We start from the raw sequence: 26,784 nt of genomic DNA, 5'->3' as shown, positions 1-26,784 counted from the left end.
TATGTGAAGTGTGTGAGTGGTTTGAATGGCGCAGACAGTACTGGAATGTAACCTCGGGTAGGATAAGCAATAATAGGTAATAGGCATGCAGAAAGAGCAACTTTCCGCCATGATGGACGGCGAAACGGTAGATAGCGCACTGTTAAGTGAACTGTACGCTGACCGTGAACTGCAGCAGTCGTGGCGCGACTATCATTTAATCCGTGATACTCTGCGCGGTGACGTACCAGAGGTACTGCATTTTGATATTACCGCCCGGGTTGCCGCTGAGTTGGAAAATGAGCCAACCCTGTTGGTGCCTAATGCGGTACCAGAGCAGCAGCCGACGCCGGAAACTTGGCACAAGCTGTCCTTCTGGAACAAGATCCGTCCGGTACTGAGCAATGTCAGCCAGTTAGGGCTGGCGGCGTGCGTATCGCTGGGCGTGATCGTGGGCGTACAGTATTACAATCAGCCAGACGGTGCGGCGCAAGACATGCCAGTCTTTAATACCTTACCGATTGGTGGACAAGCATCGCCGGTGAGCTACAGCGTACCGACCTCCGGTATGCCAAGCGATCAGCAACTGCAAGAGCAGCGCAAGCGCATCAGCGCCATGCTGCAAGATTATGAGTTACAACGTCGTCTGAATGCCGAAAATATCGAGCAGCGTCAGGGCGACATGGCACAGCAAGTCGGGAATGCGCAGCGATAATGAAGCAATGGGTTGTTTTTTTGCTTGCGGTGCTGGGTTGTTACAGCACCTCCGCATTCTCCTCACAGGGGACGGCCGATCCGTCCTCTGTGGTGTCTAAACCACTTCCGTCTCCTGCCGAATCCTCATCTGCGCCAGCACCAGTGGCTGATACGGCAACGACTCCCGCTACCTCTTCTGCCAGTGCGAGCACCACGGCGGCGTCGCCTTCGGCGCAGCAAATGCTGGAGCGCATGACGCAAGCGGCGCAGGATCTCAGCTATGAGATGTCGTTTATTCGCGTGAACAAAAGCAGTATCGACGCTATGCGTTACCGCCATGCGCGCGTGAACAATCTGGATTTGAGCCAGATGCTGCAGCTCGATGGCCCGCGACGTGAAGTGTTGCAACGCGGTGGTGAAATCAGCTATTTCGAGCCGGGCGTGGAGCCGTTTACGATCCGCAGCTCGCATATCGTCGATTCTATGCCATCGGTACTGCATGCCGATTTCCAACTGCTCAGCCAGTACTATGATTTTGTGCCGGTCGGGCGGGCGCGGGTGGTCGATCGCCCTGCACAAGTGGTGCGCATAGTGCCGCGCGATGATTTTCGCTACAGCTATGTGGTGTGGTTAGACGAAGAGAGTAAATTACTGCTGCGGGCTGATTTGTTGGATCGCGATGGCGAAACGCTGGAGCAGTATCGGGTGATTTCCTACCTGATTGCGCCTGAGTTGTCGAAAGCCATGGCCAAACTCAATGAAGTGGCATTACCGCCAGTGATCACCTTCGAACCGCAAACCAAGCTGGATATGAGCTGGTCGCCGTCATGGTTGCCAGGGGGCTTTGCGGAGATCTCGCGTAGCCGTCATCGTCTGCCAAATGTCGATGTTCCGGTGGAGTCTAAATTGTACTCCGATGGGCTGTTTAGCTTTACCGTGTATGTTTCGCCTGCCGAAGGGCGCAATATTCGCGAACAGCTGGTGCGTCAAGGCCGCCGTACGGTACAGACTGAGCAGCAAGGCCAGTACGAGGTGACCGTTGTTGGTGAATTGCCGCCGGCAACCGCGAAGCGTATTGCCCACGGCGTGAAGTTTGCCGGTAGCTCTGCGCCAGCTGCGCAATAATGGGCGCTTTGCGTCATAATTGATATAACTGTGCCGAGAGTGGTTGTGCTGAAAGTACCGAGCAACGGGTTTATGTGTAATCACCTGATGAGCCATCCGTTATGATCCGCGAATTAGCCACGGTAGTGGCGTATGAAAACGGGGTGGCGACTGTCAGTTGCCAGCAAAAGTCTGGATGTAGTGGCTGCGCTAGCGCCAGCCAGTGCGGCATGAGCGCACTGGAGAAACTCACGGGCGATAATCCGCATCAACATACTTTGCAACTGACCTGCCGCGAGCCGCTGCAGGTCGGGCAGCAGGTTGAAATCGGGATTTCCGAGCGCAGCCTGCTCTCTTCTGCCTTCGTGATGTATTGTGTGCCACTGCTCGGTTTGATTCTCAGTGCGGTGCTGGCGTCACTCTTTACTGCCAATGAGCTGCCTATTATTGCTGTCGCGATGGCCGGAACGGCTGTCGGGATTGGCGTGTCACGTTATTTAGCCCGTCATCTGAGCCGTCAGGCCACATATCAACCGGTGATCCTGCGAAATTTAGGGGTGCCGCTGAGCTGTAATTCTGCCGACGCAGTGAATCTGCAAGTGAATGTGCGCAAGGATAGCGACTGACCGGTGATTCAGGTAGAATCCATCCACTTAAATTATTAATCCTGATTCTGCTCTGATTCCTAGCAAAGGTCGCGCAAATACTGATGAAGCATATTCGTAACTTTTCCATCATAGCCCACATTGACCACGGTAAGTCGACGCTGTCTGACCGTATCATTCAAATCTGCGGCGGCTTGTCTGATCGTGAAATGGCAGCCCAAGTTCTGGACTCCATGGATTTGGAGCGTGAGCGCGGTATTACCATTAAAGCGCAGAGTGTGACGCTGGATTATACCGCCCGTGATGGTCAGGTATATCAGCTGAACTTCATCGACACGCCGGGCCACGTTGACTTCTCCTATGAAGTATCCCGTTCACTGGCCGCCTGTGAAGGCGCGCTGCTGGTGGTGGATGCCGGTCAAGGCGTAGAAGCCCAGACTCTGGCGAACTGCTATACCGCTTTGGATATGAATTTGGAAGTGGTACCGGTTCTGAACAAGATTGACCTTCCAGCGGCTGAGCCGGAGCGGGTAGCGGAAGAAATCGAAGACATCGTGGGCATCGATGCCACCGATGCGGTGCGCTGCTCGGCGAAAACCGGGGTTGGCGTGCCGGATGTGTTAGAGCGTCTGGTACAAAGCATTCCGGCGCCAGAAGGCGATCCAGAAGCGCCACTGCAAGCCCTGATTATCGACTCTTGGTTCGATAACTATCTGGGTGTGGTGTCTCTGGTACGTATCAAGAACGGTTGCCTGCGCAAAAACGACAAGATCAAGGTGATGAGCACCGGCCAGACATGGGGCGTTGACCGTCTGGGGATCTTCACACCGAAGCAAATCGACCGTACTGAGCTGAACTGTGGCGAAGTAGGTTGGGTTGTGTGCGGTATTAAAGACATTCTGGGCGCGCCAGTAGGTGATACCCTAACGCTGGCACGTAACCCGGCGGAAAAAGCTCTGCCAGGCTTTAAGAAAGTAAAACCGCAGGTGTATGCCGGTCTGTTCCCGATTAGCTCGGATGACTATGAAGCTTTCCGTGATGCGCTGGGTAAACTTAGCCTGAACGATGCGTCCTTGTTCTACGAACCAGAAAACTCAACGGCGCTGGGCTTTGGCTTCCGCTGTGGTTTCTTGGGTCTGCTGCACATGGAGATCATCCAAGAGCGCCTGGAGCGTGAATACGATCTGGACTTGATCACCACCGCGCCAACCGTAGTGTACGAAGTGGCGATGACCAGCGGCGAAATTGTCTATGTAGACAGCCCGGCTAAATTGCCACCGCTGAACAACATTGCCGAGATCCGCGAGCCAATCGCTGAGTGTCATATGCTGTTGCCACAGCCATATCTGGGTAACGTGATCACGTTGTGTATTGAAAAACGTGGTGTGCAGACCAACATGGTATATCACGGCAACCAAGTGGCGCTGATCTACGAAATTCCGATGGGTGAAGTGGTGCTCGACTTCTTCGACCGTCTGAAATCAACCTCGCGCGGCTATGCGTCATTGGATTACGGCTTCAAGCGTTTCCAAGCGGCTGACATGGTGCGTGTTGATATCATGGTGAACGGCGATCGCGTCGATGCCTTGGCTATCATTACCCACCGCGCCAACGCACAGAGCCGTGGCCGTGAAGTGGTTGAGAAGATGAAAGAACTGATCCCGCGTCAGCAGTTTGATATTGCGATTCAGGCGGCGATCGGTAACCAAATTATTGCCCGTTCTACCGTGAAGCAGTTGCGTAAAAACGTACTGGCCAAATGTTACGGTGGTGACGTGAGCCGTAAGAAGAAACTGTTGCAGAAGCAGAAAGAAGGTAAAAAGCGCATGAAGCAGATCGGTAACGTCGAGCTGCCGCAAGAAGCCTTCTTGGCGATTCTGCATGTTGGTAAAGATTAATTAAGGAGTGGGCATGGCTAACACCTTCGCGCTGATTCTGGTGCTGGTGACTGTATTTACCGGGATCGTGTGGTGTCTGGACAAATTTGTTTGGGCACCCAAGCGTAAAGCCAAAGTCGAGGACGTTCGCGCGAAGGCCGGCGGCAATATTGATGAGGCCACACTCAACAGTGTGGCTCCACAACCGGGCTGGGTCGAAACGTGCGTTTCCGTCTTTCCGGTGATTGCGGTGGTGTTGGTGGTGCGCTCTTTCATCTATGAGCCGTTCCAAATTCCGTCCGGCTCTATGATGCCAACCTTACTGGTAGGCGACTTCATCCTAGTGGAGAAGTTCGCCTACGGTATTAAAGACCCGATTTTCCAGAAAACGCTGATTAAAACGGGTGAACCTAAGCGCGGTGACATTGCGGTATTTAAATACCCAGAAGATCCGAGCTTAGATTACATCAAACGCGTAGTCGGATTACCGGGCGATACAGTGGTTTATAAAGATAAACAGTTGTATATCAAGCCAGCCTGTCCATCAGGAAAAGAGTGTCAGCCGCTGACCAAACTCGAGTACAGCAATGTGCATCCGAGTCAGTTCTTCCAACGTAATGAGCAGTTGATTCAAGCAACTGAGCAGTTGGGGCCGGTGGCGCACAATATCCTGATCAATCCGTATGCTCCAGAGGCTACCGCCTATTACTACACACAACCGGGTGAGCCGGTGGGTGAGTGGGTCGTGCCACAGGGGTCATACTTTGTCATGGGGGATAACCGTGACAACAGTCAGGACAGTCGTTTCTGGGGCTTTGTCCCGAGCGCTAATCTGGTAGGTAAAGCGGTCGCTATCTGGATGAGTTTTGATAAAGAACCGGGCCAGTGGCCGACCGGTGTGCGCCTGAACCGGATTGGGGCGATTCATTAATCGGTTATGTAGTTGATGAATGCATCATTAAATACGCTGCAGCGTAAGCTGGGCTATACCTTTACAAATATTGATTTCCTGCAACTGGCACTGACTCATCGTAGTGCCAGCGGTAAACATAACGAGCGCCTGGAGTTTCTGGGCGATTCCATTTTGAGCTTTGTGATTGCTGACGCGCTGTATCACCAGTTCCCGAAAGTGGACGAAGGTGATATGAGCCGTATGCGTGCCTCATTGGTGCGTGGCAATACGCTGGCTGAGCTGGCGCGTGAGTTTGAGCTGGGCGAATACTTGCGTCTGGGCCCAGGTGAACTGAAAAGCGGCGGTTTCCGCCGTGAATCAATTCTGTCCGATACCGTGGAGGCCATTATTGGCGCCGTGTATCTGGATACCGGTCTAGAAGCGGTACGTGAGCTTATTTTGCGCTGGTATCAGGCGCGCTTGGAAGAAATTCGTCCGGGCGATCGCCAAAAAGATCCAAAGACCCGTTTGCAGGAGTATCTGCAAGGGCGTCGTTTACCGTTGCCGGTCTATCAGGTAATACAGGTGCGTGGTGAAGCGCACGATCAGGAATTTACCATCCATTGTTCAGTCGAAGGAATGGCGCAACCAGTGGTGGGCGTGGGATCAAGCCGACGTAAAGCCGAGCAGGCCGCGGCCGATCTGGCACTGAAGCAGTTGGAGCAGGTATGACCGAAACTGAAAAAACGCATTGCGGATTTGTGGCGATTGTCGGTCGCCCAAATGTGGGTAAATCGACACTGCTGAACCAGTTACTGGGACAGAAGATCTCCATCACGTCGCGTAAAGCGCAAACCACGCGGCACCGGATTGTCGGTATCGATACGCAAGGCGCTTATCAGGCCATTTATGTGGATACCCCGGGTCTGCACATCGAAGAAAAGCGTGCGATTAACCGCCTGATGAACAAGGCGGCCAGCAGCTCGATTGGTGATGTGGAGCTGGTCATTTTCGTGGTCGAAGGCACCAACTGGAACGACGATGACGAAATGGTGCTGGGCAAGCTAAAACAAGCGCGTTGCCCGGTGATCTTGGCGATCAACAAAGTGGATTGCATCAAGCAAAAAGAGATTTTGCTGCCGCATATCCAAATGTTGTCCGAGAAGATGAACTTCCTGCAAGTGGTGCCAATTTCTGCGGAAAATGGCACTGGGGTTGATGAAATTGCGCGTATTGTGCATGACCATCTGCCGGAAGGTACTCACCACTTCCCAGAAGATTACGTAACCGACCGTTCGCAGCGCTTTATGGCCTCTGAGATCATCCGTGAAAAGCTGATGCGTTTTATGGGTGAAGAGCTGCCGTATTCGGTAACGGTTGAGATTGAGCGCTTTGTGGTAAACGAGATGGGCGGCTATGACATCAATGCCGCTATCTTGGTGGAGCGTGATGGCCAGAAGAAGATGGTGATTGGTGCCAAAGGCAGCAAAATCAAAGTCATCGGTACCGAAGCGCGTCGCGACATGGAAGAGATGTTCGACACCAAAGTTCACCTTGAACTGTGGGTGAAAGTGAAATCCGGTTGGGCCGATGACGAGCGCGCCTTGCGCAGTCTGGGCTACACCGACGATCTCTAAGCCTCACTGACGAGGCTTGCGATGGAAGGCTGGCAGCGCGGTTTTGTGTTGCACGGACGCCCTTACAGTGAAACCAGTTTACTGCTGGATATCTTCACTGAAGAAGAGGGACGGGTGCGGATGCTGGCCAAAGGTGCCAGAAGTCGTCGTTCTCAGTTAAAGGGCTGCTTGCAGCCCTTTACGCCATTGTTATTACGCTGGAGCGGTCGTGGTGAGGTGAAAACCTTACGCAGCGCCGAACCGGCTGCCTTAGCGCTGCCTTTCAGTGGCATCGCACTGTACAGCGCGTTGTATGTCAATGAGCTGGTTACCCGCGTGCTGGAGCCACAAACTCCGTATAGCGGGGTCTTCACCGATTATCTCACCTGCCTGCGCGAGCTGGCCCAATACCCCAAAAATCCAGAACCGGCATTGCGCCGTTTTGAACTGGCGTTACTGCCAGCACTCGGCTATGGGGTGGATTTTCTGCATTGTGCCGGTAGCGGGCTCGCGGTCGAGCCGAACATGACTTATCGCTATCGCAGCGAAAAAGGTTTTATCGCCTCCATGATTGTCGATCCCTTGTCATTTACCGGTGATCAGTTGCAAGCGTTGGCGGCACGTCAGTTTGACAGCGCCGAGCAGCTCAAAGCGGCGAAACGCTTTACACGGATGGCGCTAAAACCGTATCTTGGCGGCAAACCATTAAAAAGTCGGGAACTTTTCCGTCATTTTTCCAAGGAGACGAAAAATGTCTAAGCTGTTGCTGGGCGTGAACATCGATCATATCGCCACTATTCGTAATGCCCGCGGAACGATTTATCCAGATCCGGTGAATGCGGCGTTTATTGCCGAGCAAGCCGGTGCCGATGGGATCACGGTACACCTGCGCGAAGATCGTCGTCACATTACCGATCGTGATGTGCGGATTTTGCGCCAGACGCTGCAGACCCGTATGAATCTGGAGATGGCCGTGACCGAGGAGATGCTGGACATCGCCTGTGAGATTCGTCCGCATTACTGCTGCTTGGTGCCGGAAAAGCGCGAAGAAGTGACTACCGAAGGCGGTCTGGATGTGGCCGGTCAATTGGAAAAAATGACCGCTGCCGTGGCACGTTTGCACGCTGCGGATATTAAAGTTTCTCTGTTCATCGACCCTGACATGCAGCAAATTGATGCCGCCGTGGCAGTGGGTGCGCCGTTTATCGAGCTGCATACCGGTGCGTACGCTGATGCCGAAACTGAAGACGCGCAAGCGATGGAGCTGGCCAAGATTGCTGCCGCCGCTGAATATGCCGCCGGTCGTGGCCTGATGGTGAACGCCGGACATGGCCTGACCTATCACAACGTAGCGGCCATTGCGGCGCTGCCAGAAATGCATGAGCTGAATATCGGGCATGCCATTATTGGTCGCGCGGTAATTGATGGCCTGAAAAATGCCGTGGCCGACATGAAGCAAATCATGCAAAACGCCCGTGCATAATGGCGATTTTCGGCCTAGGGACTGACATCGTTGAAATCGAGCGGATTGCTAAGGTGCATGAGCGCTCTGGCGATCGGCTGGCGCAGCGCATTTTAACGGCTAATGAGTTGGCGCAATATCAGGCTAGTGCGCAGCCGGTGCGTTTTTTGGCTAAGCGTTTTGCGGTCAAAGAAGCGGCGGCGAAGGCGCTAGGAACCGGTATTCGCAGCGGGTTGGCGTTTAATCAGTTTGAAGTGTGCAATGATGCGCTCGGTAAACCCTGTTTGCATTTGCACGGTGTGGCGGCTGAAATGGCCGCGCGCTATGGCATTACCCATCTGCATGTCACTATTGCCGATGAGCGGCACTATGCGGTCGCAACGGTGCTGTTAGAGTGCTGACCGGCGTGTGATGTCAGTACTGGGTATCACTGATGATATAAACTGGCTCATCACAACGGCGAGCCACAAAAAAGCCCACAAGCGAAAGCGGTGGGCTTTTTAATATCGGCGGATGCGTCGACTAAACGCGAATGCCTCATCCTACGAGCGATATACGCTGATGCTTGGGCCGGAGTCAGGATAAAACTTCAGCCGCCTCATGACGCACATTGGCAATTTCATCGAGTAACTCCAGCCATTCCGGCTCTAGCTCTGCGGGAGCCACGCCGTGGCGCAGCTGTTGTTCTAACTCGCGACACAGCTTTTTCAAACGAGGAACGCCACTGTAGCTGCAACTGCCGTGCAGGGTGTGGATGCTGGCGGTGATATCCACTACCGGCTGGTCATTGAGCACCGCATTCACTTGTTGTTCGATCTCATTGAGAAAATCGAGCAGCATTTGCAGCAGCTCACGGGCCAAATCATCTTTACCGCCGGCTTGCTGTAGTGCCAGCGGCCAGCTTAGTGAGACATCTTCCGCGCCGCTTGGCACTACTGGAGTGACTGCTACCGCAGGGGCGACAAGCGATGCCGGTGTCACAGTGCTAGGCTCCGGCAGTGCGATCGGCATGCTCGGGCTTGGTTCGGTCAGTGGCTGTGAGCTGGTGAGCGTGGCCTGACGCAGCCCTTGGCCGGTATGCAGCGCCATGATGCGTTGCAGCATACTTTCATCTATCGGTTTAGTCAGGTAGTCATCCATGCCCGCGGCGAGCAGGCGTTCACGCTCACCGCTCATGGCATGGGCGGTGACCGCCACAATCGGCGTATCGGCATTGTTTGGCAGCTGGCGGATCAACTCGCTAGTGCGAATGCCATCCATCTCCGGCATCTGAATATCCATCAGAATAATGTCGAAGGCATGTTGACCGGCTTGTTGCAGTGCTTCTTGGCCACTGCTGCACAATACCGTTTGTTCGACCATCTCGCCGAGCAAGGTACCGATCAGCTTGAGGTTAGCCGGGTTATCATCGACTGCCATCACGCGCAGCGGCAGTTTCGGCGTCAGTACCTGATCAGGCAGGGCGACTAAACAGCCATCTTGCAGCGTATGGAACAGACGGGTGCGCGCCAGCGGTTTGGTTAGGCAAGCTTCCGCTCCGGCTTGAACCAGCTCATCGGCAATGTTCAGATCTTTGCTCGGCAGGCCGATGACAACGCGTCCGGCATAGCGCCGCGCGACGCGAATTTGTTGCACCATGCTGGCGGTGTCGTGGGTCAGCGTGGCGGCAAAGCACAATAGCACTATCTCCACTTTCTCTGGCGGAGCGCTGGCTAACGAGTCGGCATGCTCAATGTGCACCGGCTGGTGCTCGAACATGCTCATCACCGCTTGGGCCGCATTCTCGTTCGGCTCAATCAGTAAAATGTGCTGGCCTTGCAACGATTGCAGTTTCGGCGCGTCATGGTGGGCGCTTTCGGTCAGCGCCAGCGGCACGGTAAACCAGAAGCTCGAACCTTTGTGCAGACGGCTTTGGAAGCCAATTTCACCGCCCATCTCTTTGACCAGTTTTTGTGTGATCACCAAACCTAAACCGGTCCCGCCATAGCGGCGTGAGATACTGGCATCGGCTTGACGGAAGGCTTGGAACAGCTGCGCTTGCTGGCGCTCGGAGATCCCGATACCGGTATCTTTCACCTGCAATAAGAGCTCGACGCTTCCCGGCGTGCGGCTGCGTTGCTCGATTTGCACATCAATATTGCCGTGCTCGGTAAACTTGATGGCGTTACCAATCAGGTTGGTTAGGATTTGCTGGATGCGCAGCGGGTCACCGACCACGTATTCCGGCACTTCTTGGCTTAAGGTCAGGGTGAGCTCAATGCCTTTTTCATGGGCATTCGGAGCCAGTAGCAGCATCACTTCATCGATAGTGTCGCGCACCCCAAACGGAATTTGCTCCAGCACCAGCTTACCGGCTTCCAGTTTGGAGAAATCGAGGATGTCATTGATGATCGTCAGCAGGTTATTTGCCGAACGCTCGATGGTTTGCAGGTAATCGGTTTGGCTTGGACTGAGCCGCGTTTTGAGCATCTGGCGGGTAAAACCAATCACGCCATTGAGCGGGGTGCGCAGTTCGTGCGACATGTTGGCCAAGAATTCAGACTTAATCCGCGCCGCTTCCTGCGCCCGTTTTTTGGCCAGATCCAGCTCCACGTTCTGGATCTCCATCTGCTCAAGGGTTTCGCGCAAATCCGAAGTGGCTTGATCGATACTCTGCTGCATCTCCTCGTGATAGGCCGTCAAGGAGACAGCCATCGAGTTAATCCCGTTTTTCAGCATATCCAACTCGCCCAGCATCTTGCCTTCCACGCGGCTATCGAGCTGGCCACGGCGAATTTGATCCACCGTATGCACCATGTGGGTAATTGGCACGGTGACGACACGCATCAGGCGATAGGCGAACACGCCGGCGATAATCAAGCAGAACACTAACATGCCCAAGGCCGCACCAATTTCTTGGTATTGCTGCAGCTCCATCGGCCGGACATCGAGCTCTACCGCGATATAACCAAGTGGCCGGGTTTTGTCCGGATCGCTGGTCGCGGCATCAGATAGCGTTGCATCGGCGAAAATCGGCGTGCGGATAATCAGCATCTGATCTTGGCGACTTAACATCACTTGCAGCGGAATATGGCTGGCATCCTCCAGCTGCAAAACCGAAAAGTTGCGATGGAAGTTCGAGGTGACGAACAGGCGGTTATCCGCATCGAACACCGCAATCGAGCGGACAATATTCGAGTGACGGCGATGCAACAGATTGATCAGTTGTTTGACTGACTCTCGGTTGCGAAAGGTCATCGCATATTCCGTGGACACGGATAAAGGTTCGATGATGGCGGTGCCTTCATCAATCAGTTGCTGTTCAAGATCGCGGTAGCGGTTCACCACAAAGAAGGCACTGAGCAGCAACCCGATGATCAGGGTTGGCGCCAGTGTCATTGTAATTACCCGAGCACGCAGGCCGTAATTGGTCATCGGTCGCTATCTGTGGGAAAATACTATTTAACCGCATAATTTACCTGATTCCGGCTAGACATTCATGGCGCAATTTTATACTCCGGCAAAAAAACGTCCTTCTGCGACCCAAAGCGCAGAAACCGAGATCCTCTCACTGGATTATCAGGGGCAGGGAGTGGCCCGTTGGCAGGGGAAGACCCTGTTTGTCAGTGGTGCACTGCCGGGGGAGCGCGTGATCGCCCGGATTTATGAAGATAAACGGCAGTACGCCAAGGCGCATTGCCAGAAAATCTTGCAACCGAGCGCCCAGCGCCAGACTCCGCCGTGTCCGCATTACCGCCAGTGTGGTGGCTGCCAGATGCAGCATGTCGATTATGCGTTGCAGGTGGCCAGTAAGCAGCAAGCGCTGCAGCGCATGATGAGTCGCGAAACTGGGCTTGCCGAGTTGCGCGTCAATGGCGGCGTGATTGAAGGGCCACAGTATGGCTATCGCCGCCGCGCCCGTTTAAGTGTACGGGTGGATAAAAAAACGCGTCAGTTGCAGCTGGGTTTTCGACAGGCCGGCTCGGATAACATCGTCGATATTCACACCTGTCCGGTGTTGCAGCCTGAGCTTTCGGCGCTGTTGCCTGCGCTACGTGAATGCTTAAGTAACTTGCAGGCGGTACGCGCGATTGGCCATATCGAATTGGTGGCCGCGGATAACGGCATCTTACTGGTGGTGCGCCATACACAAGCGCTGCCGGAGAGTGACAAACAAGCGCTGCTGGCCTTGGCGCAAGTTCGCCAACTGAACTTGTTTTCGGCACCAGACAGTGAACAGCTCACTTGCTGGTACGGGCAATGGCCGCTGTACCGTATTGATGGCCTGAATTTGCATTTTTCGCCGCGTGATTTCATTCAGGTTAATCCGAATGTGAATCAGCAAATGGTGGCACAAGCGCTGGCGTGGTTAGAACTGGATGCGCAAGACCGCCTGCTGGATCTGTTCTGCGGCATGGGTAACTTCACCCTGCCAGCGGCGAAACTGGCAGCAGACGTGGTCGGTGTGGAAGGGGTTGAGGCGATGGTGGAACAAGCGCGCCGTAACGCCGCCGACAACGCGCTGGCCAACGTGCGGTTTTACGCCTGCAATTTGGATGAGCCGTTGACTCAGCAATCGTGGGCGCAAGAAGGTTTCAATAAGGTGTTGCTGGATCCGGCGCGCGCCGGCGCGTTGGCGGTGATGCCACATATAGTGAACTTACAACCCGAGCGGATTGTCTATGTGTCCTGTAACCCGGCGACACTGGCGCGCGACAGTAAAGTATTGATTGAAGCTGGTTATCAGCTGGTACAACTGGGAATGCTGGATATGTTCCCGCATACGGCGCATCTGGAGTCGATGGCGCTGTTTATGCGAACGGGAAAAAAACGCTCTCCTGCATCCGTTAAGAATACTTTTGCGCAATAATCAGTAGTCGAGGCCGGTTTTTTTCTGTTAAAAACAGTATGCACAGCACGGACGGCTTCGCAAAGAGGAGCCGTCCGGTAAATATAACGATGAAAGCCAAGCTATAGGGATGAATTATGGTTGCAGTTCGTGGTGCGCACCTAAATAAAGACGGGGTGTTTGCGCTCGAAAAATGGATTAACAGCCTCGGGTTAAGCCCAGAGGCCGGAACCCGTGTATCCGAAACTTGGCGTTATTGTGAGGCTCAGATTGCCGATCCTGAGCATGCTGGCGTGTTGTTATCCCGCGGTCTGGAGATGGTGGAGATTTTGGCCACTCTCAGCATGGATATCGACAGCCTGCGTGCCGCCTTGATTTTCCCGTTAGTCTCCGATGGGGTACTGACGCCGGAACGCGTCGAGGAAGAGTGCGGTAAATCGATCATGAACCTGATCAGCGGCGTGATGGAAATGGATGCTATCCGCCAGCTGAATGCAACACAAAACGGCTCTACTTCGTCCGAGCAGGTGGACAACGTCCGCCGCATGCTGCTGGCGATGGTAGAGGATTTCCGCTGCGTGGTGATCAAGCTCGCCGAGCGCATCGCGCACCTGCGGGAAGTCAAAGACGCCGATGAAGAACAGCGGGTGTTGGTGGCCAAAGAGTGTACCAACATTTACGCGCCACTGGCCAACCGCTTAGGGATTGGTCAGCTCAAGTGGGAGCTGGAAGATTATTGCTTCCGCTATTTGCATCCTGCCGAATACAAGCGTATTGCGAAATTGCTGCACGAGCGCCGTATCGATCGTGAGCAGTACATCGATACTTTTGTCGATACGCTGCGCCGCTATATCAAAGAGTCTGGCGTACAGGCCGAAGTGTATGGCCGCCCGAAACACATCTACAGCATCTGGCGCAAGATGCAGAAAAAGATGCTGGAATTTGATGAGCTGTTTGATGTGCGGGCGATTCGGATCATCACCGAACGCCTGCAAGACTGTTACGCGGCGCTCGGGGTGGTGCATACCCACTTTAAACATCTGCCGAGTGAATTTGACGATTACGTGGCCAACCCGAAGCCAAACGGTTATCAGTCGATTCATACCGTGGTGTTAGGCCCGCAAGGCAAAACTATCGAGATTCAGATCCGTACCCGTCAGATGCACGAAGATGCGGAGCTCGGGGTTGCGGCGCACTGGAAATATAAAGAAGGCGGCGGCAACGTGCGCTCCGGTTACGAAGAGCGTATTGCTTGGCTGCGTAAGTTACTGGCTTGGCAAGAAGAGATCTCCGATTCGGGCGAAATGCTTGATGAGCTGCGCAGCCAAGTGTTCGATGACCGCGTGTATGTGTTTACGCCAAAAGGCGATGTGGTGGACTTACCGGCCGGCTCGACGCCGCTCGATTTTGCCTACCACATTCACAGCGATGTCGGGCACCGTTGTATCGGCGCCAAGATAGGTGGTCGGATTGTTCCTTTCACCTACAAGCTGCAGATGGGTGATCAGATTGAAATCATCACCCAGAAAAACCCGAACCCGAGCCGTGACTGGCTGAACCCAAACCTCGGTTTTGTGAACAGCAGCCGTGGGCGGGCGAAAATTCATGCCTACTTTAAAAAGCTCGATCGCGATAAAAACATCGCCGCCGGTAAAGAGATGCTGGAAGGCGAATTGTCGCGCATGGGCTTGGGCGTGAAAGATGTCGAAAAGCTGGTGCTGGAGCGCTTTAACGTCAAGACCATGGAAGAGGTGCTGGCCGGGATTGGTGGTGGCGATCTGCGCCTGAACCAGTTGGTCAACTTCCTGCAAAACCGGCTGATGAAGCCCGATGCCGAAACGGCCGATAAAGAAGCGCTGCGCACCATTGCCGCCAAGGCGCAACATGCGGCGGCCAACAAAGCCACTGAGCACAAGCCGGGTCGGATTGTGGTTGAAGGGGTGGGCAACCTGATGCACTACATCGCCCGCTGCTGCCAGCCTATTCCGGGCGATGAGATTGTTGGTTTCATCACCCAAGGGCGCGGTATCTCTATCCACCGTGCGGATTGTGAACAGCTGCATGAGCTGCTCAATCACGCGCCGGAGCGGGTGGTTGAAGCGGTGTGGGGCGAGTGCTACTCCTCCGGCTATACCTTAAGTTTGCGGGTGCTGGCCAACGATCGTAGTGGTTTGCTGCGTGATATCACCACCATCTTGGCCAACGAAAAGGTCAATGTGTTGGGCGTGGCCAGCCGTAGCGATACTAAAAAGCAGCTGGCGACCATCGATATGGAAGTGGAGCTTTATAACCTGCAGGCGCTGGGCCGGATTTTGACTCGTATCGGGCAGCTGTCGGATGTGATTGAAGCCCGTCGCTTGCGTGGCTGAGTCTGCTTAGGTGCTTAGGTGCTTTGGTGTTGGTCAGTACGCCAATTCAGCGCGGCATGACACAACATGACACTCATGACTACGGGCGCTGTTTGGCGCCCGTTTTTTTATCTATCGGTTTATCCATCAATTTCGTTTTTTCATCAGTGAGCTTTTTCACTACAGCGTTTTTAACTACAGGTAGAACATCGCATGTCTTCTTCGGATTCTTTATCCCGTTTACTTTCCATCATGCAGCGTCTGCGCGATCCGCAAGCCGGTTGTCCGTGGGACAAGCAGCAGACCTTCGCCAGCATCGCGCCTTATACTCTGGAAGAGACCTACGAAGTGATCGACGCTATCGCGCGCGAAGATTACACCGAGCTGAAAAGCGAGCTAGGCGATTTGCTGTATCAAGTGGTGTTCTATGCCCAGATGGCCAGTGAGCAAGGTTTGTTTGATTTTCACGATATCTGCGCCGCCATCAGCGACAAATTAGAGCGGCGTCATCCGCACGTGTTTGCGGGCCAAGATCACCAAGATCAGGATAACCAAGATCAGGATAACCAAGATCAAGCTAACCAAGCTCAAGATAATCGTGATAGTGAAGCGGTGGTGCCGGCAGATGCGCTCACCACTGAGGCAATTGCGCCGGAGACGGTCAGCGAGCGTTGGGAGACAATCAAGCAGCAAGAGCGTGCGGCCAAAGCGCAAACCTCAGTGCTGGATGACATTCCGAAAGCGCAACCGGCTTTGATGCGCGCCTATAAAATGCAGAAACGTTGTGCAACAGTGGGCTTTGATTGGGATACTTTGGGCCCAGTTGTCGAAAAAGTGCACGAAGAGATCGATGAAGTGCTAGCTGAAGCGTGTCAGGTGACAAAAAATGAGGTAAAATTAGCGGAAGAAATCGGAGATCTGCTTTTCGCTACCGTAAACCTCAGTCGTCACCTTGGGCATCGTCCTGAGTTGGCACTGCAACAGGCGTGTGACAAATTTGAACGGCGGTTCCGTCAAATTGAACAAGCTGTTGCGGCGAGAGGGGCGTTGATGAGCGAAACGTCGCTGGAAGAGATGGAAGCATTGTGGCAAGAGATCAAGCGCCGCGAGCCCTCTTAAGCGAGCAGTAGATACTGGCAGTGCGTTGCCGAGAGAAGTAAAGGACAACATGGCGTCGGGATAACCGGCTCGCTTCCCGTTTGTGGTCGGGGGGGAGCTCTGGTATACTATTATCCCGTCTTTGTTCTTCCTTTTCTCCCATAAACCTAACTCTCAGGTTCAGCATGACAACAAATTATATTTTTGTGACCGGTGGGGTTGTATCCTCGCTAGGTAAAGGCATTGCAGCAGCATCACTGGCCGCGATTCTCGAAGCGCGTGGCCTCAATGTCACCATCATGAAACTGGACCCTTACATCAACGTGGATCCGGGCACCATGAGCCCAATCCAGCACGGTGAAGTATTCGTAACGGAAGACGGTGCGGAAACAGACCTTGATTTGGGCCACTATGAGCGTTTTATTCGCACTAAGATGACCCGCCGCAACAACTTCACTACCGGTCGCGTATACGCCGACGTGCTGCGCAAAGAGCGCCGTGGTGATTACTTAGGGGCGACCATTCAGGTTATTCCGCATATTACTAATGCGATCAAAGAGCGTGTTATCGCCGGTGCCGAAGGCCACGACGTCGTTATCGTTGAAATCGGCGGTACCGTGGGCGATATCGAATCCCTGCCATTCTTGGAAGCTATCCGTCAGCTGGCGGTTGAAGTAGGTCGTGAGCACACGCTGTTCATGCACCTGACTTTAGTGCCATACATGGCCGCTGCCGGTGAAGTGAAAACCAAACCGACTCAGCACTCTGTAAAAGAGCTGCTGTCTATCGGTATTCAGCCAGATATCCTGATTTGCCGCTCTGACCGTGTTATTCCGGCCAACGAACGTGCGAAGATCGCTTTGTTCTGTAATGTGCCAGAAAAGGCGGTTATCTCACTGAAAGATGTGGATTCCATCTATAAAATCCCTGCTCTGCTGAAATCACAGGGCCTGGATCAGTACATTTGTAAGCGTTTCGGTGTGAACTGTCCGGAAGCTGACTTGTCTGAATGGGAACAGGTGATTTACGAAGAAGCCAATCCGACCGGTGAAGTGACCATCGGTATGGTCGGTAAGTACATTGAGCTGCCGGATGCGTATAAGTCCGTGAACGAAGCGCTCAAGCACGGCGGCCTGAAAAACCGTCTGACTGTTCACATCCGCTATATCGATTCGCAGGATGTGGAAAGCAAAGGTACTGACCTGCTGAAAGGCCTGGATGCAATCCTGGTTCCGGGTGGCTTCGGCAACCGTGGCGTAGAAGGCAAGATTATGGCGGCCCGCTACGCACGTGAAAACAATATTCCGTATCTGGGGATCTGTCTGGGCATGCAAGTTGCGATGATCGAATACGCGCGCAACGTAGCCGGTATGACAGGTGCCAACTCCACCGAGTTTGATGCCAACAGCAAATTCCCTGTTGTTGCGCTGATCACTGAGTGGAAAGATGAAGAAGGCAACGTTGAAGTTCGTACTGAAGCGTCTGATCTGGGCGGTACCATGCGTCTGGGTGCACAGCTGTGCCACCTGGAAGAAGGCAGCACCGCACGTAAACTGTATGGTCAGCCGACAATTCATGAACGTCACCGTCACCGCTACGAGGTCAACAACTATCTGCTGCCGCAGATTGAGAAAGCCGGTATGCGTGTAACAGGTCGTTCAGCGGACAAACAACTGGTTGAGATTGTTGAAGTGCCTAACCATCCATGGTTTGTGGCTTGCCAATTCCACCCAGAGTTTACTTCAACGCCGCGTGATGGCCACCCACTGTTCGAAGGCTTTGTGAAAGCCGCAGGGGATTATCAGGCGCGCCAGATTAAGTAACGAAAATCATGGAGTGTGCGGTATCCGCTGTTGATGCGGCACACTTTGGTGTTTCAGCTTAAAGTTCAGGCTCACTTTTAATAGGAAGAAAAGTTATGTCCAAGATCGTTAAAGTACTGGCTCGTGAAATCATCGACTCCCGTGGTAACCCTACCGTTGAAGCCGAAGTACACCTGGAAGGCGGCTTTGTAGGTATGGCTGCTGCGCCGTCTGGTGCATCTACCGGTTCCCGTGAAGCACTGGAACTGCGTGACGGTGACAAGTCACGTTTCATGGGCAAAGGCGTTCTGAAAGCTGTTGGTGCTGTTAATGGTCCAATCGCTGAAGCTCTGCTGGGCAAAGATGCTAAGCAGCAAGCTGAAATCGATCAGATCATGATCGATCTGGACGGTACTGAGAACAAGTCTAACTTTGGTGCGAACGCTATCCTGGCGGTATCTCTGGCGAACGCCAAAGCAGCTGCTGCTGCTAAAGGTATGCCACTGTTCGCGCACATCGCTGAACTGAACGGCACTCCAGGCGTGTACTCTATGCCTCTGCCAATGATGAACATCATCAACGGTGGTGAGCACGCTGATAACAACGTTGATATCCAAGAGTTCATGATCCAGCCAGTTGGCGCGAAGACTCTGAAAGAAGCCGTACGTATGGGTTCTGAAGTATTCCACAACCTGGCTAAAGTACTGAAGTCTAAAGGCTACAACACTGCAGTTGGTGACGAAGGTGGTTTTGCGCCAAACCTGAAGTCTAACGCTGAAGCACTGGAAGTGATCGCAGAAGCTGTTGCTGCTGCTGGTTATGTTCTGGGTAAAGACGTGACTCTGGCGATGGACTGCGCAGCTTCTGAGTTCTACGATGCAGAGAAGAAAGAGTACAACCTGAAAGGCGAAGGCAAAGTGTTCAGCGCGAACGCTTTCTCTGACTACCTGGCTGAGCTGACCACCAAGTTCCCAATCGTTTCTATCGAAGACGGTCTGGACGAGTCTGACTGGGAAGGTTTTGCTTATCAGACCAAGATCCTGGGCGACAAGATCCAACTGGTTGGTGACGACCTGTTCGTAACTAACACCAAGATCCTGAAGCGTGGTATCGACAACGGTATCGCTAACTCCATCCTGATCAAGTTCAATCAGATCGGTTCTCTGACCGAAACTCTGGCCGCTATCAAGATGGCGAAAGACGCTGGCTACACTGCAGTTATCTCTCACCGCTCTGGTGAAACTGAAGATGCGACCATCGCTGACCTGGCTGTAGGTACTGCGGCTGGCCAAATCAAGACTGGTTCTATGAGCCGTTCTGACCGTGTTGCTAAGTACAACCAGCTGATCCGTATCGAAGAAGCGCTGGGCGAAAAAGCTCCATACAACGGTCTGAAAGAAGTGAAAGGCCAGGCGTAATTGCCGCTTTAGCTTGAAACCCCTTTACGGCATTGTTTGATGCCGTAAAATCTGATGCAGAAAAGCCGCCCAATGGGCGGCTTTTTTTGTCCATTTTCCGGCATAAGGGTCAGTGTTACCACGCGGCTATTAATAAGCGGTATGAATTCTCAGGATTAAAAATAGCCGTGATGGATGCCGTGTCACCTCACCCACTTAAGCATCAGTGGGCATAAAATGAGCGCCGTAAAACGCTGACAACGTAAACCGGCAGCGTCGTGATTATTTTACAGTTTTCCCCTCAAGAGCCAGACTGTTATGGCAGTGGTAGAAAACCAGCAGATATGGGATGATAGCCGGGTTTTTCTGGGGGGATAAGATGAGTAAACTGAGCATACTTTTACTCGTGATATTGGGCTGGTTACAGTACAGCCTGTGGCTGGGTAAAAATGGTATCCATACTTATACCCGTATCCAGCAAGAAGTCGCGACACAAGAAGCAAGCAACGCCAAATTAAAAAGCCGCAACGAACAGTTGTTTGCTGAAATCGATGATCTTTCCAGTGGTCTGGAAGCGATTGAAGAGCGTGCCCGTGATGAACTTGGTATGGTGAAACCGGGAGAAACCTTCTACCGCCTGTTACCGGCGGATAAACCGACAAATACACAATGATGACCCATCCCGAGAGTGAGGCGCAGGCCTCTTTTGTTGCTGTCATTCCCGCAGCCGGCATTGGCTCGCGTATGCAAGCCGCTGTTCCAAAGCAGTATCTGATGTTGCACGGCAAAACCTTGCTGGAGCACACCGTAGCTGTGCTGCTACAAAACCCGCGCATCCGTAATGTAGTACTGGCGCTGCATCCGCAAGACCGCTGGTTTGCTGATTTGCCACTGGCCAAGGAGCCGCGTGTTAGGGTGGTAACCGGTGGCGAGAACCGCGCCGATTCTGTGTTAGCGGCCTTACAATCGCTGAGCTTGCCTGCCGAACAATGGGTGTTGGTGCATGATGCCGCGCGCCCTTGCCTGACCCAAACCGATTTAAACCGACTGCTGGATTTGACCTTGCAGCCAGATACCATTGGCGGCTTATTGGCAGCTCCGGTGCGCGACACCATGAAGCGCAGTAATGCCGATGGCTTGATTGAACAGACTGTTGAACGTCGTCAGTTATGGCACGCCTTAACGCCGCAAATGTTCCCACTGGGGCTGCTGCGCGCGAGCCTGCAACAGGCATTGCAAGACGGGGCAGAGATCACCGATGAGGCGTCTGCGTTGGAGTATTGCGGCTATCACCCTCAATTGGTCACCGGACGGGCCGATAATCTTAAGGTCACTCAGCCAGAAGATCTGGCGTTGGCCGACTTTTTCCTGTCTCAGCGGTTATCGGGGGCAGATGCCCAGCCGAGCTGACCCCATCTTTTTGTCTAACCGTTTTTTGTATGACGGTTTTCTGTACGACGGAACACCACGCGTGAGGAGAGCGAAATATGCGTATTGGACATGGTTTTGATGTACACCGATTTGGCGGCGAAGGCCCGATAGTAATTGGTGGCGTAACTATTCCTTATGCTCAGGGTTTGCTGGCGCACTCGGATGGCGATGTGGCGCTGCATGCGCTGACCGACGCTCTGCTGGGCGCTGCGGCGCTCGGTGATATCGGCCACCTGTTCCCAGATACCGATCCGGCCTATAAAGGTGCTGACAGTCGTGGTTTGCTGCGTGAAGCCTTCCGTCAGATCAAAGCGCGCGGTTACCGCATTGGTAACGTGGATGTCACCATCATTGCCCAAGCGCCAAAAATGGCTCCGCACATTAGCGCGATGCGGGAAAATATTGCTACCGATTTAGAATGCGCACTGGAGTGCGTAAATGTTAAAGCAACCACCACCGAAAAACTCGGGTTTACTGGCCGTGGTGAAGGGATTGCCTGTGAGGCCGTTGCATTACTGCTGGAGAGTCATTGTGAGTGAGTGTTGCTATCTGCTGGGAAAACCGGCACTGCGTGCCCGTCTGAAAGCCCAACCGGAAGATTTCAAGGTTGTTGAAGATTTAGGTTACGAGTTTGCCGGTGAAGGTGAGCACGTCATGGTGTATGTGCGCAAAACCGGCTGCAACACCAAGTTTGTGGCAGAAAAGCTGGCGCAATTTGCCGGTATTCCTGCGCGTAACGTGGCGTATGCGGGATTGAAAGACCGTAATGCGGTTACGGAACAGTGGTTTGGCCTGCATATCCCAGGCAAAGTGACGCCAGATTTTAGCCAATTTGCGCAGGAAGGCTGTGAAGTGGTGCAAGTGGTTCGCCACAACCGTAAGGTGCGCACCGGCGCTCTGCGCGGCAATCACTTTACGTTGCTGCTGCGGGATTTGACGCCAGATGCCGCCCTAGAGCAGCGTCTGCAAGCGATTGCTGAGTCTGGGGTTCCCAACTATTTTGGCGAACAGCGTTTTGGCCGTGATGGCAACAACCTGCAACTGGCTTTACGCTGGGCGCGCGGTGAAGTGAAGATTAAAGACCGCAACAAGCGCAGCTTCTGCCTGTCTGCGGCGCGCAGTGAACTGTTTAACCGCATTGTCAGTGCCCGTATTGAGCAAGGTTTGCAGCAGCAAGTGCTGGAAGGCGATGCCCTGCAACTGGCGGGTCGCAACAGCTGGTTCGTGGTGACGCCTGAAGAGCTGGCCGCATCGCAACAGCGTTTGCAAGAGCGTGATGTGAATATCACCGCACCAATGGTCGGCGATGGTGAGCTCGGCTCTCAAGGGCCGGCGCTGGCATTAGAGCAAGCGCAGCTGGAAGGACAAGATGATCTGCTGGCTCTGCTTAAGCGTGAGCGTTTAGAGCCGGCGCGCCGTGCGCTGCTGGTGGTACCGCAAGATCTGCGTTGGAGCTGGCTGGATGAGGGCCTACAACTGCAATTTTTCCTGCCAGCGGGCAGCTACGCAACCAGCGTGGTGCGTGAAATTGCAATAGTCGACGAGGAAGGAGACGGGCATGCGGATTCTGCTGAGTAACGATGACGGCGTTACCGCCCCCGGTATCCAAGCGATGGCGGCCGAGCTGCGCAAATTTGCTGAGGTGACAGTGGTTGCGCCAGATCGTAACCGCAGCGGCGCCTCCAACTCATTGACGCTGGAGATGCCCCTGCGTATTCAAAAGCTGGCCAATGGCGATTTTAGCGTGCGCGGCACCCCGACCGATTGCGTGCATCTGGCGGTGAATGGCCTGATGGCGCCGCTGCCGGATGTAGTGGTGTCAGGCATTAATGCCGGCCCCAATCTGGGCGATGATGTGATCTATTCCGGTACTGTTGCCGCCGCCACCGAAGGGCGGCATATGGGCTATCCGGCACTGGCGGTATCGCTCAATGGCACTACCCACTATGAAACTGCGGCGGTGATCACCGCCCGTTTCTTGCGTGCTTTGCAGCGCCGCCCTTTGCGCACCAATCGGATCTTGAATATCAATGTGCCAGATGTGCCATTGGAGCAAATCCGTGGCGTAAAAATTACTCGCTGTGGTCATCGTCATCCAGCCGGTAAAGTGATTTGTGAAAAAGATCCGCGCGGCAATGATATTTACTGGATAGGCCCTGTACCGGCAGCCAAAGATGCGGGTGAGGGAACCGATTTTCACGCCGTGGAGAACAATTACGTCTCCGTGACCCCACTGCATGTGGATTTAACGGCGCACCAGAGTCTGGACACGCTGACGGAGTGGATGGAAAACAGCGGAGAGTGGTAAGGATGATAAAGTCAGTCGAATTATCTCGGCTACTCATCAGACTGAAAGAACAGGGAATCAGGGATGAACAAGTGTTACACGCACTGGCCTGTGTTCCCCGGCACCGTTTCATTGATGAAGCACTGGCTCACAAAGCTTATGACAACACGGCGCTGCCCATCGGCGCCGGACAAACTATCTCGCAGCCCTATATGGTGGCGAGAATGACCGAACTGCTGGAGCTCACGCCCCAGTCGCGGGTATTGGAAATCGGTACCGGCTCAGGCTATCAGACCGCCGTTCTGGCACATCTGGTGGAGCGCGTGTGTTCGGTGGAGCGGATTAAAACGCTGCAATGGCAAGCCAAGCGACGTTTTAAACAGCTTGATTTACATAATATTTCTACCCGTCATGGTGATGGTTGGGAAGGGTGGTCGGCACGGGCACCTTTTGACGCCATTATCGTGACCGCAGCCGCCACCGAAATTCCACAGGCCTTATTGGGGCAGTTGGCGGAAGGCGGACGCTTGGTGGTGCCTGTTGGCTCGCATCACCAAGAGTTACAGCGGATCCGACGGGTACATAATCAGTTCCAACGGGAACATATTGAACAGGCGCGTTTTGTACCGTTAATACAAGGAGAATTGGCTTGAAATTGTTTGGCGCGGTTTATGATAAAGTCATGCTGTGGTCCCGCCATCCGAAAGCTGAATGGTGGCTGGGCGGATTGAGCTTTATCGAGGCCATCTTTTTCCCTATTCCACCCGATATTATGCTGGCGCCGATGTCATTATCTGCCCCGCAGCGTGCGGTGCGTTATGCATTATTAACGGCAATTACCTCGGTGTTAGGCGGTATTGTCGGCTATGCTCTGGGATATTATCTGTTTGATGTGATCCAGCCCCTGATTGCGCATATGGGATATCAGGCTAATCTGGATAAAGCCATGCAGTGGTTTAGAGAGTGGGGCGTACTGGTCGTTTTTATTGCCGGTTTTTCTCCCATCCCTTATAAAGTATTTACTATAACTGCCGGCTTATTAAAAATGGCCTTCTGGCCTTTTGTCGCTGCTGCGCTGGTTTCTCGTGCTGCGCGCTTTTTATTAGTTGCGCTGTTAATGGCGTGGGGCGGCAAACGAATGGAAGCCCAACTGCGTAAATATATAGAAATTCTAGGTTGGGGTACTGTGGCGCTGGCAGTGCTCGTGTATTTGATATATCGCTGAATTTTAGGTGAAAGGATGATTTCAGGAAGCCTAAACAAAACCCTGTCCAAGGCGGGTATTTGCTCTTGCTTATTATTAGCGCTCGGGGGATGTACAACATCCGAAACCGGCCCGGCGCCGGTCTCTTCGGCGACATCTGATGATGGGAATTACAGCTCATCACATAGCGGTACGCCGGATTATCGCCGGATCCAAAAAGGCAGCTATACCGGTACCACCTATCAGGTGAAAGACGGTGAGACACTGTTCTACATTGCCTATATTTCCGGTCGTGATTTTCGCGAACTGGCCTCGGCCAATAACATCGCGCCACCGTATACCATCTATCCAGGACAAGTGATCCGCTTGTCGGAAGGTGGCAGTGGTAGCTATGCAACTCCTCCGACCAGTATCGTCTCATCACAAAGTCCTATTGAACCGGTTGCGGTTAAGAATTACTCTGGCTCAGAGGGTAAACAAAATGTTAATCGCAAGCAGGGGGAGCTGCAGATTACTGAGACCGTTGTCTCACGTAAGCCGCAGACACCACCACCGGCAAGTGCCACCAGTAGCGCAAGCAGCAGTGTTGGCAATGCTGCGGTAAGCAGCTGGCGCTGGCCGGTACAGGGCACCGTGATTGACTCTTACTCCTCGGCTGAAGGGGGTAACAAAGGGATTGATATTGCCGGGCGTCGTGGTCAACCAATTTATGCCACCGCGCCAGGTAAAGTGGTGTATGCCGGTAATGCGTTACGTGGATACGGTAATCTTATTATCATCAAACACAACGATGATTATCTGAGCGCCTACGCCCACAACGATACATTACTCGTGAAGGAGCGGCAGGAAGTCAAAGCCGGTGAACAGATTGCGACAATGGGTAGCTCGGGTACCAGTTCAGTTCGACTGCACTTTGAGATCCGCTATAAAGGCAAATCTGTAAACCCGTTAGGATACCTTCCTAAGCGTTAAGCGGGCAGAGCGGGTTGTACTGCTTCGTATTTCTCTATCATGAGGGAATGAAGTATGAGCCACACCAATACTGCAGCAGAAGAACTGCATGAATTTGAGTTTGAAGAAGCCAGCCTGGAAGAGCTGGAGTCCGAAGCGTTCGAAGAGGCCGTTGATGAGGATGTCGAGGCCGATGAACAGTTTCCTCATATTGATGCGCAACGTGTTCTGGATGCAACCCAGCTCTACCTCGGAGAAATTGGCTTCGCGCCGCTGCTGACGGCAGCCGAAGAAGTCTATTTCGCCCGGCGTGCTCTGCGCGGCGATCTGGCTGCCCGTAAGCGTATGATAGAAAGTAATCTGCGTTTGGTGGTCAAGATCGCCCGTCGCTATGGCAATCGGGGCTTGGCACTGCTCGACCTGATTGAAGAGGGTAACCTCGGATTGATTCGGGCGGTGGAGAAGTTTGATCCAGAGCGTGGCTTTCGTTTCTCAACCTATGCCACATGGTGGATCCGGCAGACCATCGAACGGGCGATCATGAATCAGACCCGTACTATCCGTCTGCCAATTCATGTTGTGAAAGAGTTGAACGTCTATCTGCGTACCGCGCGTGAGTTAGCGCACAAGCTAGAGCACGAGCCGACCGCAGAAGATATTGCTGCGCTGCTCTCCTGCCCAGTCAGTGATGTTAGCCGCATGTTGCGCTTGAATGAGCGCATCACCTCAGTAGATACACCGATTGCCGGTGACTCGGAAAAAGCGCTGTTGGATATTCTGGCCGATGAAAAAGATCAAGGGCCAGAAGAAACTACCCAAGATAACGACATGCACCACAGCATCATCAAGTGGCTGTATGAGCTCAATCCAAAGCAGCGCGAGGTGCTAGCGCGTCGTTTTGGCCTGTTGGGTTATGAGGCGGCAACGCTGGAAGATGTGGGCAGTGAAATTGGCTTGACCCGTGAGCGGGTGCGCCAGATTCAGGTTGAAGGTCTGCGGCGGTTGCGTGAGATCCTGACTCAGCAAGGGTTGAGTATCCATGCGCTATTTCGTGAGTAGTCTCGCGAATGACGTGAATAGTGTCGCGAGTCGTTTGTGAAGCACACGCCAGAATATAAAAATCCCCGCTCTTGAGCGGGGATTTTTTTTGTGCCGGAGATTCAGCTCTGGTAGATAGGCATCGTTAGGTTATTACGCTAAACAATGC

The 26,784-nt window shown here is 53.5% G+C and carries 25 protein-coding genes; 24 read left to right on the top strand and 1 reads right to left on the bottom strand.

All coding sequences use genetic code 11. The annotated features are described in order from the left end of the window. The first annotated feature begins 85 nt into the window (after positions 1-85). The 10 genes from rseA to acpS all read left to right on the top strand — a co-directional run bounded on the left by rseA (position 86) and on the right by acpS (position 8,632). The gene (gene rseA / locus NCTC9997_RS11555) at positions 86-694 is read left to right on the top strand and encodes an anti-sigma-E factor RseA (RefSeq protein ID WP_010864379.1); all 609 of its coding nucleotides are present in this window, start codon (positions 86-88) and stop codon (positions 692-694) included. Next, positions 694-1,800, top strand: a complete 1,107-nt coding sequence (gene rseB / locus NCTC9997_RS11550; protein ID WP_082935553.1) for a sigma-E factor regulatory protein RseB — start codon at positions 694-696, stop codon at positions 1,798-1,800. The genes rseA and rseB overlap by 1 nt, the downstream gene beginning before the upstream one ends. A gap of 101 nt (positions 1,801-1,901) precedes the next feature. Further along, on the top strand, positions 1,902-2,405 hold the full coding sequence (locus NCTC9997_RS11545) for a SoxR reducing system RseC family protein (protein ID WP_010864377.1): 504 nt from the start codon (positions 1,902-1,904) through the stop codon (positions 2,403-2,405). Positions 2,406-2,488: 83 nt separating this feature from the next. Further along, positions 2,489-4,282 carry a translation elongation factor 4 gene (gene lepA, locus NCTC9997_RS11540; protein ID WP_064978102.1) on the top strand — a complete coding sequence of 598 codons (1,794 nt, stop codon included), beginning with the start codon at positions 2,489-2,491 and terminating at the stop codon, positions 4,280-4,282. A 13-nt stretch (positions 4,283-4,295) separates the two neighbouring features. Beyond that, positions 4,296-5,192, top strand: coding sequence for a signal peptidase I (gene lepB, locus NCTC9997_RS11535; protein WP_039045167.1), 897 nt, complete (start codon positions 4,296-4,298; stop codon positions 5,190-5,192). A gap of 15 nt (positions 5,193-5,207) precedes the next feature. Continuing rightward, positions 5,208-5,885, top strand: a complete 678-nt coding sequence (gene rnc, locus NCTC9997_RS11530; RefSeq protein WP_010864374.1) for a ribonuclease III — start codon at positions 5,208-5,210, stop codon at positions 5,883-5,885. After that, entirely contained in the window at positions 5,882-6,790 is a 909-nt protein-coding gene (gene era / locus NCTC9997_RS11525; protein ID WP_010864373.1) for a GTPase Era, read from the top strand. Before rnc ends, era begins: the two co-directional genes overlap by 4 nt. A 21-nt stretch (positions 6,791-6,811) precedes the next feature. Beyond that, entirely contained in the window at positions 6,812-7,528 is a 717-nt protein-coding gene (gene recO / locus NCTC9997_RS11520; RefSeq protein WP_010864372.1) for a DNA repair protein RecO, read from the top strand. Then, positions 7,521-8,252: a pyridoxine 5'-phosphate synthase gene (gene pdxJ, locus NCTC9997_RS11515; RefSeq protein WP_010864371.1), complete on the top strand. Its 732-nt coding sequence runs from the start codon at positions 7,521-7,523 to the stop codon at positions 8,250-8,252. The genes recO and pdxJ overlap by 8 nt, the downstream gene beginning before the upstream one ends. Next, the gene (acpS, locus tag NCTC9997_RS11510) at positions 8,252-8,632 is read left to right on the top strand and encodes a holo-ACP synthase (protein ID WP_010864370.1); all 381 of its coding nucleotides are present in this window, start codon (positions 8,252-8,254) and stop codon (positions 8,630-8,632) included. The genes pdxJ and acpS overlap by 1 nt, the downstream gene beginning before the upstream one ends. 175 nt (positions 8,633-8,807) lie before the next feature. On the opposite strand, the gene barA is transcribed toward acpS, so the two are convergent. Further along, a complete protein-coding gene (barA, locus tag NCTC9997_RS11505) occupies positions 8,808-11,645 on the bottom strand; it encodes a two-component sensor histidine kinase BarA (RefSeq protein ID WP_064978101.1) in 2,838 nt (945 codons plus the stop codon). A gap of 64 nt (positions 11,646-11,709) precedes the next feature. On the opposite strand from barA, the gene rlmD reads away from it, so the two are divergent. From rlmD to rpoS, 14 genes are all read left to right on the top strand, one after another. Beyond that, entirely contained in the window at positions 11,710-13,080 is a 1,371-nt protein-coding gene (gene rlmD, locus NCTC9997_RS11500; protein WP_064978100.1) for a 23S rRNA (uracil(1939)-C(5))-methyltransferase RlmD, read from the top strand. Between the two features lie 116 nt (positions 13,081-13,196). Further along, on the top strand, positions 13,197-15,428 hold the full coding sequence (gene relA / locus NCTC9997_RS11495; RefSeq protein ID WP_010864367.1) for a GTP diphosphokinase: 2,232 nt from the start codon (positions 13,197-13,199) through the stop codon (positions 15,426-15,428). 192 nt (positions 15,429-15,620) lie between these two features. Continuing rightward, positions 15,621-16,526 (top strand): nucleoside triphosphate pyrophosphohydrolase, encoded by a 906-nt coding sequence (gene mazG / locus NCTC9997_RS11490; protein WP_064978099.1) that lies wholly within the window; start codon positions 15,621-15,623, stop codon positions 16,524-16,526. A gap of 164 nt (positions 16,527-16,690) precedes the next feature. Further along, complete coding sequence (gene pyrG / locus NCTC9997_RS11485) at positions 16,691-18,328, top strand: glutamine hydrolyzing CTP synthase (protein WP_010864365.1); 1,638 nt, start codon at positions 16,691-16,693, stop codon at positions 18,326-18,328. A 95-nt stretch (positions 18,329-18,423) separates the two neighbouring features. After that, positions 18,424-19,725, top strand: a complete 1,302-nt coding sequence (gene eno / locus NCTC9997_RS11480) for a phosphopyruvate hydratase (protein WP_010864364.1) — start codon at positions 18,424-18,426, stop codon at positions 19,723-19,725. Between the two features lie 358 nt (positions 19,726-20,083). Next, positions 20,084-20,377, top strand: a complete 294-nt coding sequence (gene ftsB, locus NCTC9997_RS11475; protein ID WP_010864363.1) for a cell division protein FtsB — start codon at positions 20,084-20,086, stop codon at positions 20,375-20,377. After that, on the top strand, positions 20,374-21,114 hold the full coding sequence (gene ispD, locus NCTC9997_RS11470) for a 2-C-methyl-D-erythritol 4-phosphate cytidylyltransferase (protein WP_413463042.1): 741 nt from the start codon (positions 20,374-20,376) through the stop codon (positions 21,112-21,114). Before ftsB ends, ispD begins: the two co-directional genes overlap by 4 nt. A gap of 77 nt (positions 21,115-21,191) precedes the next feature. Beyond that, positions 21,192-21,674 carry a 2-C-methyl-D-erythritol 2,4-cyclodiphosphate synthase gene (gene ispF, locus NCTC9997_RS11465; protein ID WP_010864361.1) on the top strand — a complete coding sequence of 161 codons (483 nt, stop codon included), beginning with the start codon at positions 21,192-21,194 and terminating at the stop codon, positions 21,672-21,674. After that, positions 21,667-22,713, top strand: a complete 1,047-nt coding sequence (gene truD / locus NCTC9997_RS11460; protein WP_230405840.1) for a tRNA pseudouridine(13) synthase TruD — start codon at positions 21,667-21,669, stop codon at positions 22,711-22,713. Before ispF ends, truD begins: the two co-directional genes overlap by 8 nt. Beyond that, complete coding sequence (gene surE / locus NCTC9997_RS11455; protein ID WP_010864359.1) at positions 22,694-23,443, top strand: 5'/3'-nucleotidase SurE; 750 nt, start codon at positions 22,694-22,696, stop codon at positions 23,441-23,443. Before truD ends, surE begins: the two co-directional genes overlap by 20 nt. A 2-nt stretch (positions 23,444-23,445) precedes the next feature. After that, positions 23,446-24,075, top strand: coding sequence for a protein-L-isoaspartate(D-aspartate) O-methyltransferase (locus NCTC9997_RS11450; protein ID WP_064978097.1), 630 nt, complete (start codon positions 23,446-23,448; stop codon positions 24,073-24,075). Further along, positions 24,072-24,647: a YqaA family protein gene (locus NCTC9997_RS11445; RefSeq protein WP_010864357.1), complete on the top strand. Its 576-nt coding sequence runs from the start codon at positions 24,072-24,074 to the stop codon at positions 24,645-24,647. Before NCTC9997_RS11450 ends, NCTC9997_RS11445 begins: the two co-directional genes overlap by 4 nt. A 15-nt stretch (positions 24,648-24,662) precedes the next feature. Then, a complete protein-coding gene (gene nlpD / locus NCTC9997_RS11440) occupies positions 24,663-25,598 on the top strand; it encodes a murein hydrolase activator NlpD (protein ID WP_010864356.1) in 936 nt (311 codons plus the stop codon). A gap of 54 nt (positions 25,599-25,652) precedes the next feature. Then, positions 25,653-26,636, top strand: a complete 984-nt coding sequence (gene rpoS, locus NCTC9997_RS11435) for an RNA polymerase sigma factor RpoS (RefSeq protein WP_010864355.1) — start codon at positions 25,653-25,655, stop codon at positions 26,634-26,636. Positions 26,637-26,784: the final 148 nt, after the last annotated feature.

This window comes from Plesiomonas shigelloides (genome assembly GCF_900087055.1).
Lineage (GTDB): Bacteria > Pseudomonadota > Gammaproteobacteria > Enterobacterales > CAMTGL01 > Plesiomonas > Plesiomonas shigelloides.
This window is presented reverse-complemented; position numbering and strand designations above follow the sequence as displayed.

What these genes read in the sequence shown, in the direction of transcription:
- surE (WP_010864359.1), top strand. Translation starts at nt 22,694, where the DNA reads ATGCGGATTCTGCTGAGTAACGATGACGGCGTTACCGCCCCCGGTATC.
- pdxJ (WP_010864371.1), top strand. Translation starts at nt 7,521, where the DNA reads ATGTCTAAGCTGTTGCTGGGCGTGAACATCGATCATATCGCCACTATT.
- lepB (WP_039045167.1), top strand. Translation starts at nt 4,296, where the DNA reads ATGGCTAACACCTTCGCGCTGATTCTGGTGCTGGTGACTGTATTTACC.
- nlpD (WP_010864356.1), top strand. Translation starts at nt 24,663, where the DNA reads ATGATTTCAGGAAGCCTAAACAAAACCCTGTCCAAGGCGGGTATTTGC.
- rseB (WP_082935553.1), top strand. Translation starts at nt 694, where the DNA reads ATGAAGCAATGGGTTGTTTTTTTGCTTGCGGTGCTGGGTTGTTACAGC.
- rlmD (WP_064978100.1), top strand. Translation starts at nt 11,710, where the DNA reads ATGGCGCAATTTTATACTCCGGCAAAAAAACGTCCTTCTGCGACCCAA.
- eno (WP_010864364.1), top strand. Translation starts at nt 18,424, where the DNA reads ATGTCCAAGATCGTTAAAGTACTGGCTCGTGAAATCATCGACTCCCGT.
- rpoS (WP_010864355.1), top strand. Translation starts at nt 25,653, where the DNA reads ATGAGCCACACCAATACTGCAGCAGAAGAACTGCATGAATTTGAGTTT.
- acpS (WP_010864370.1), top strand. Translation starts at nt 8,252, where the DNA reads ATGGCGATTTTCGGCCTAGGGACTGACATCGTTGAAATCGAGCGGATT.
- relA (WP_010864367.1), top strand. Translation starts at nt 13,197, where the DNA reads ATGGTTGCAGTTCGTGGTGCGCACCTAAATAAAGACGGGGTGTTTGCG.
- lepA (WP_064978102.1), top strand. Translation starts at nt 2,489, where the DNA reads ATGAAGCATATTCGTAACTTTTCCATCATAGCCCACATTGACCACGGT.
- rseA (WP_010864379.1), top strand. Translation starts at nt 86, where the DNA reads ATGCAGAAAGAGCAACTTTCCGCCATGATGGACGGCGAAACGGTAGAT.
- pyrG (WP_010864365.1), top strand. Translation starts at nt 16,691, where the DNA reads ATGACAACAAATTATATTTTTGTGACCGGTGGGGTTGTATCCTCGCTA.
- NCTC9997_RS11545 (WP_010864377.1), top strand. Translation starts at nt 1,902, where the DNA reads ATGATCCGCGAATTAGCCACGGTAGTGGCGTATGAAAACGGGGTGGCG.
- NCTC9997_RS11450 (WP_064978097.1), top strand. Translation starts at nt 23,446, where the DNA reads ATGATAAAGTCAGTCGAATTATCTCGGCTACTCATCAGACTGAAAGAA.
- ispD (WP_413463042.1), top strand. Translation starts at nt 20,374, where the DNA reads ATGATGACCCATCCCGAGAGTGAGGCGCAGGCCTCTTTTGTTGCTGTC.
- ispF (WP_010864361.1), top strand. Translation starts at nt 21,192, where the DNA reads ATGCGTATTGGACATGGTTTTGATGTACACCGATTTGGCGGCGAAGGC.
- mazG (WP_064978099.1), top strand. Translation starts at nt 15,621, where the DNA reads ATGTCTTCTTCGGATTCTTTATCCCGTTTACTTTCCATCATGCAGCGT.
- era (WP_010864373.1), top strand. Translation starts at nt 5,882, where the DNA reads ATGACCGAAACTGAAAAAACGCATTGCGGATTTGTGGCGATTGTCGGT.
- ftsB (WP_010864363.1), top strand. Translation starts at nt 20,084, where the DNA reads ATGAGTAAACTGAGCATACTTTTACTCGTGATATTGGGCTGGTTACAG.
- rnc (WP_010864374.1), top strand. Translation starts at nt 5,208, where the DNA reads ATGAATGCATCATTAAATACGCTGCAGCGTAAGCTGGGCTATACCTTT.
- barA (WP_064978101.1), bottom strand. Translation starts at nt 11,645, where the DNA reads ATGACCAATTACGGCCTGCGTGCTCGGGTAATTACAATGACACTGGCG.
- recO (WP_010864372.1), top strand. Translation starts at nt 6,812, where the DNA reads ATGGAAGGCTGGCAGCGCGGTTTTGTGTTGCACGGACGCCCTTACAGT.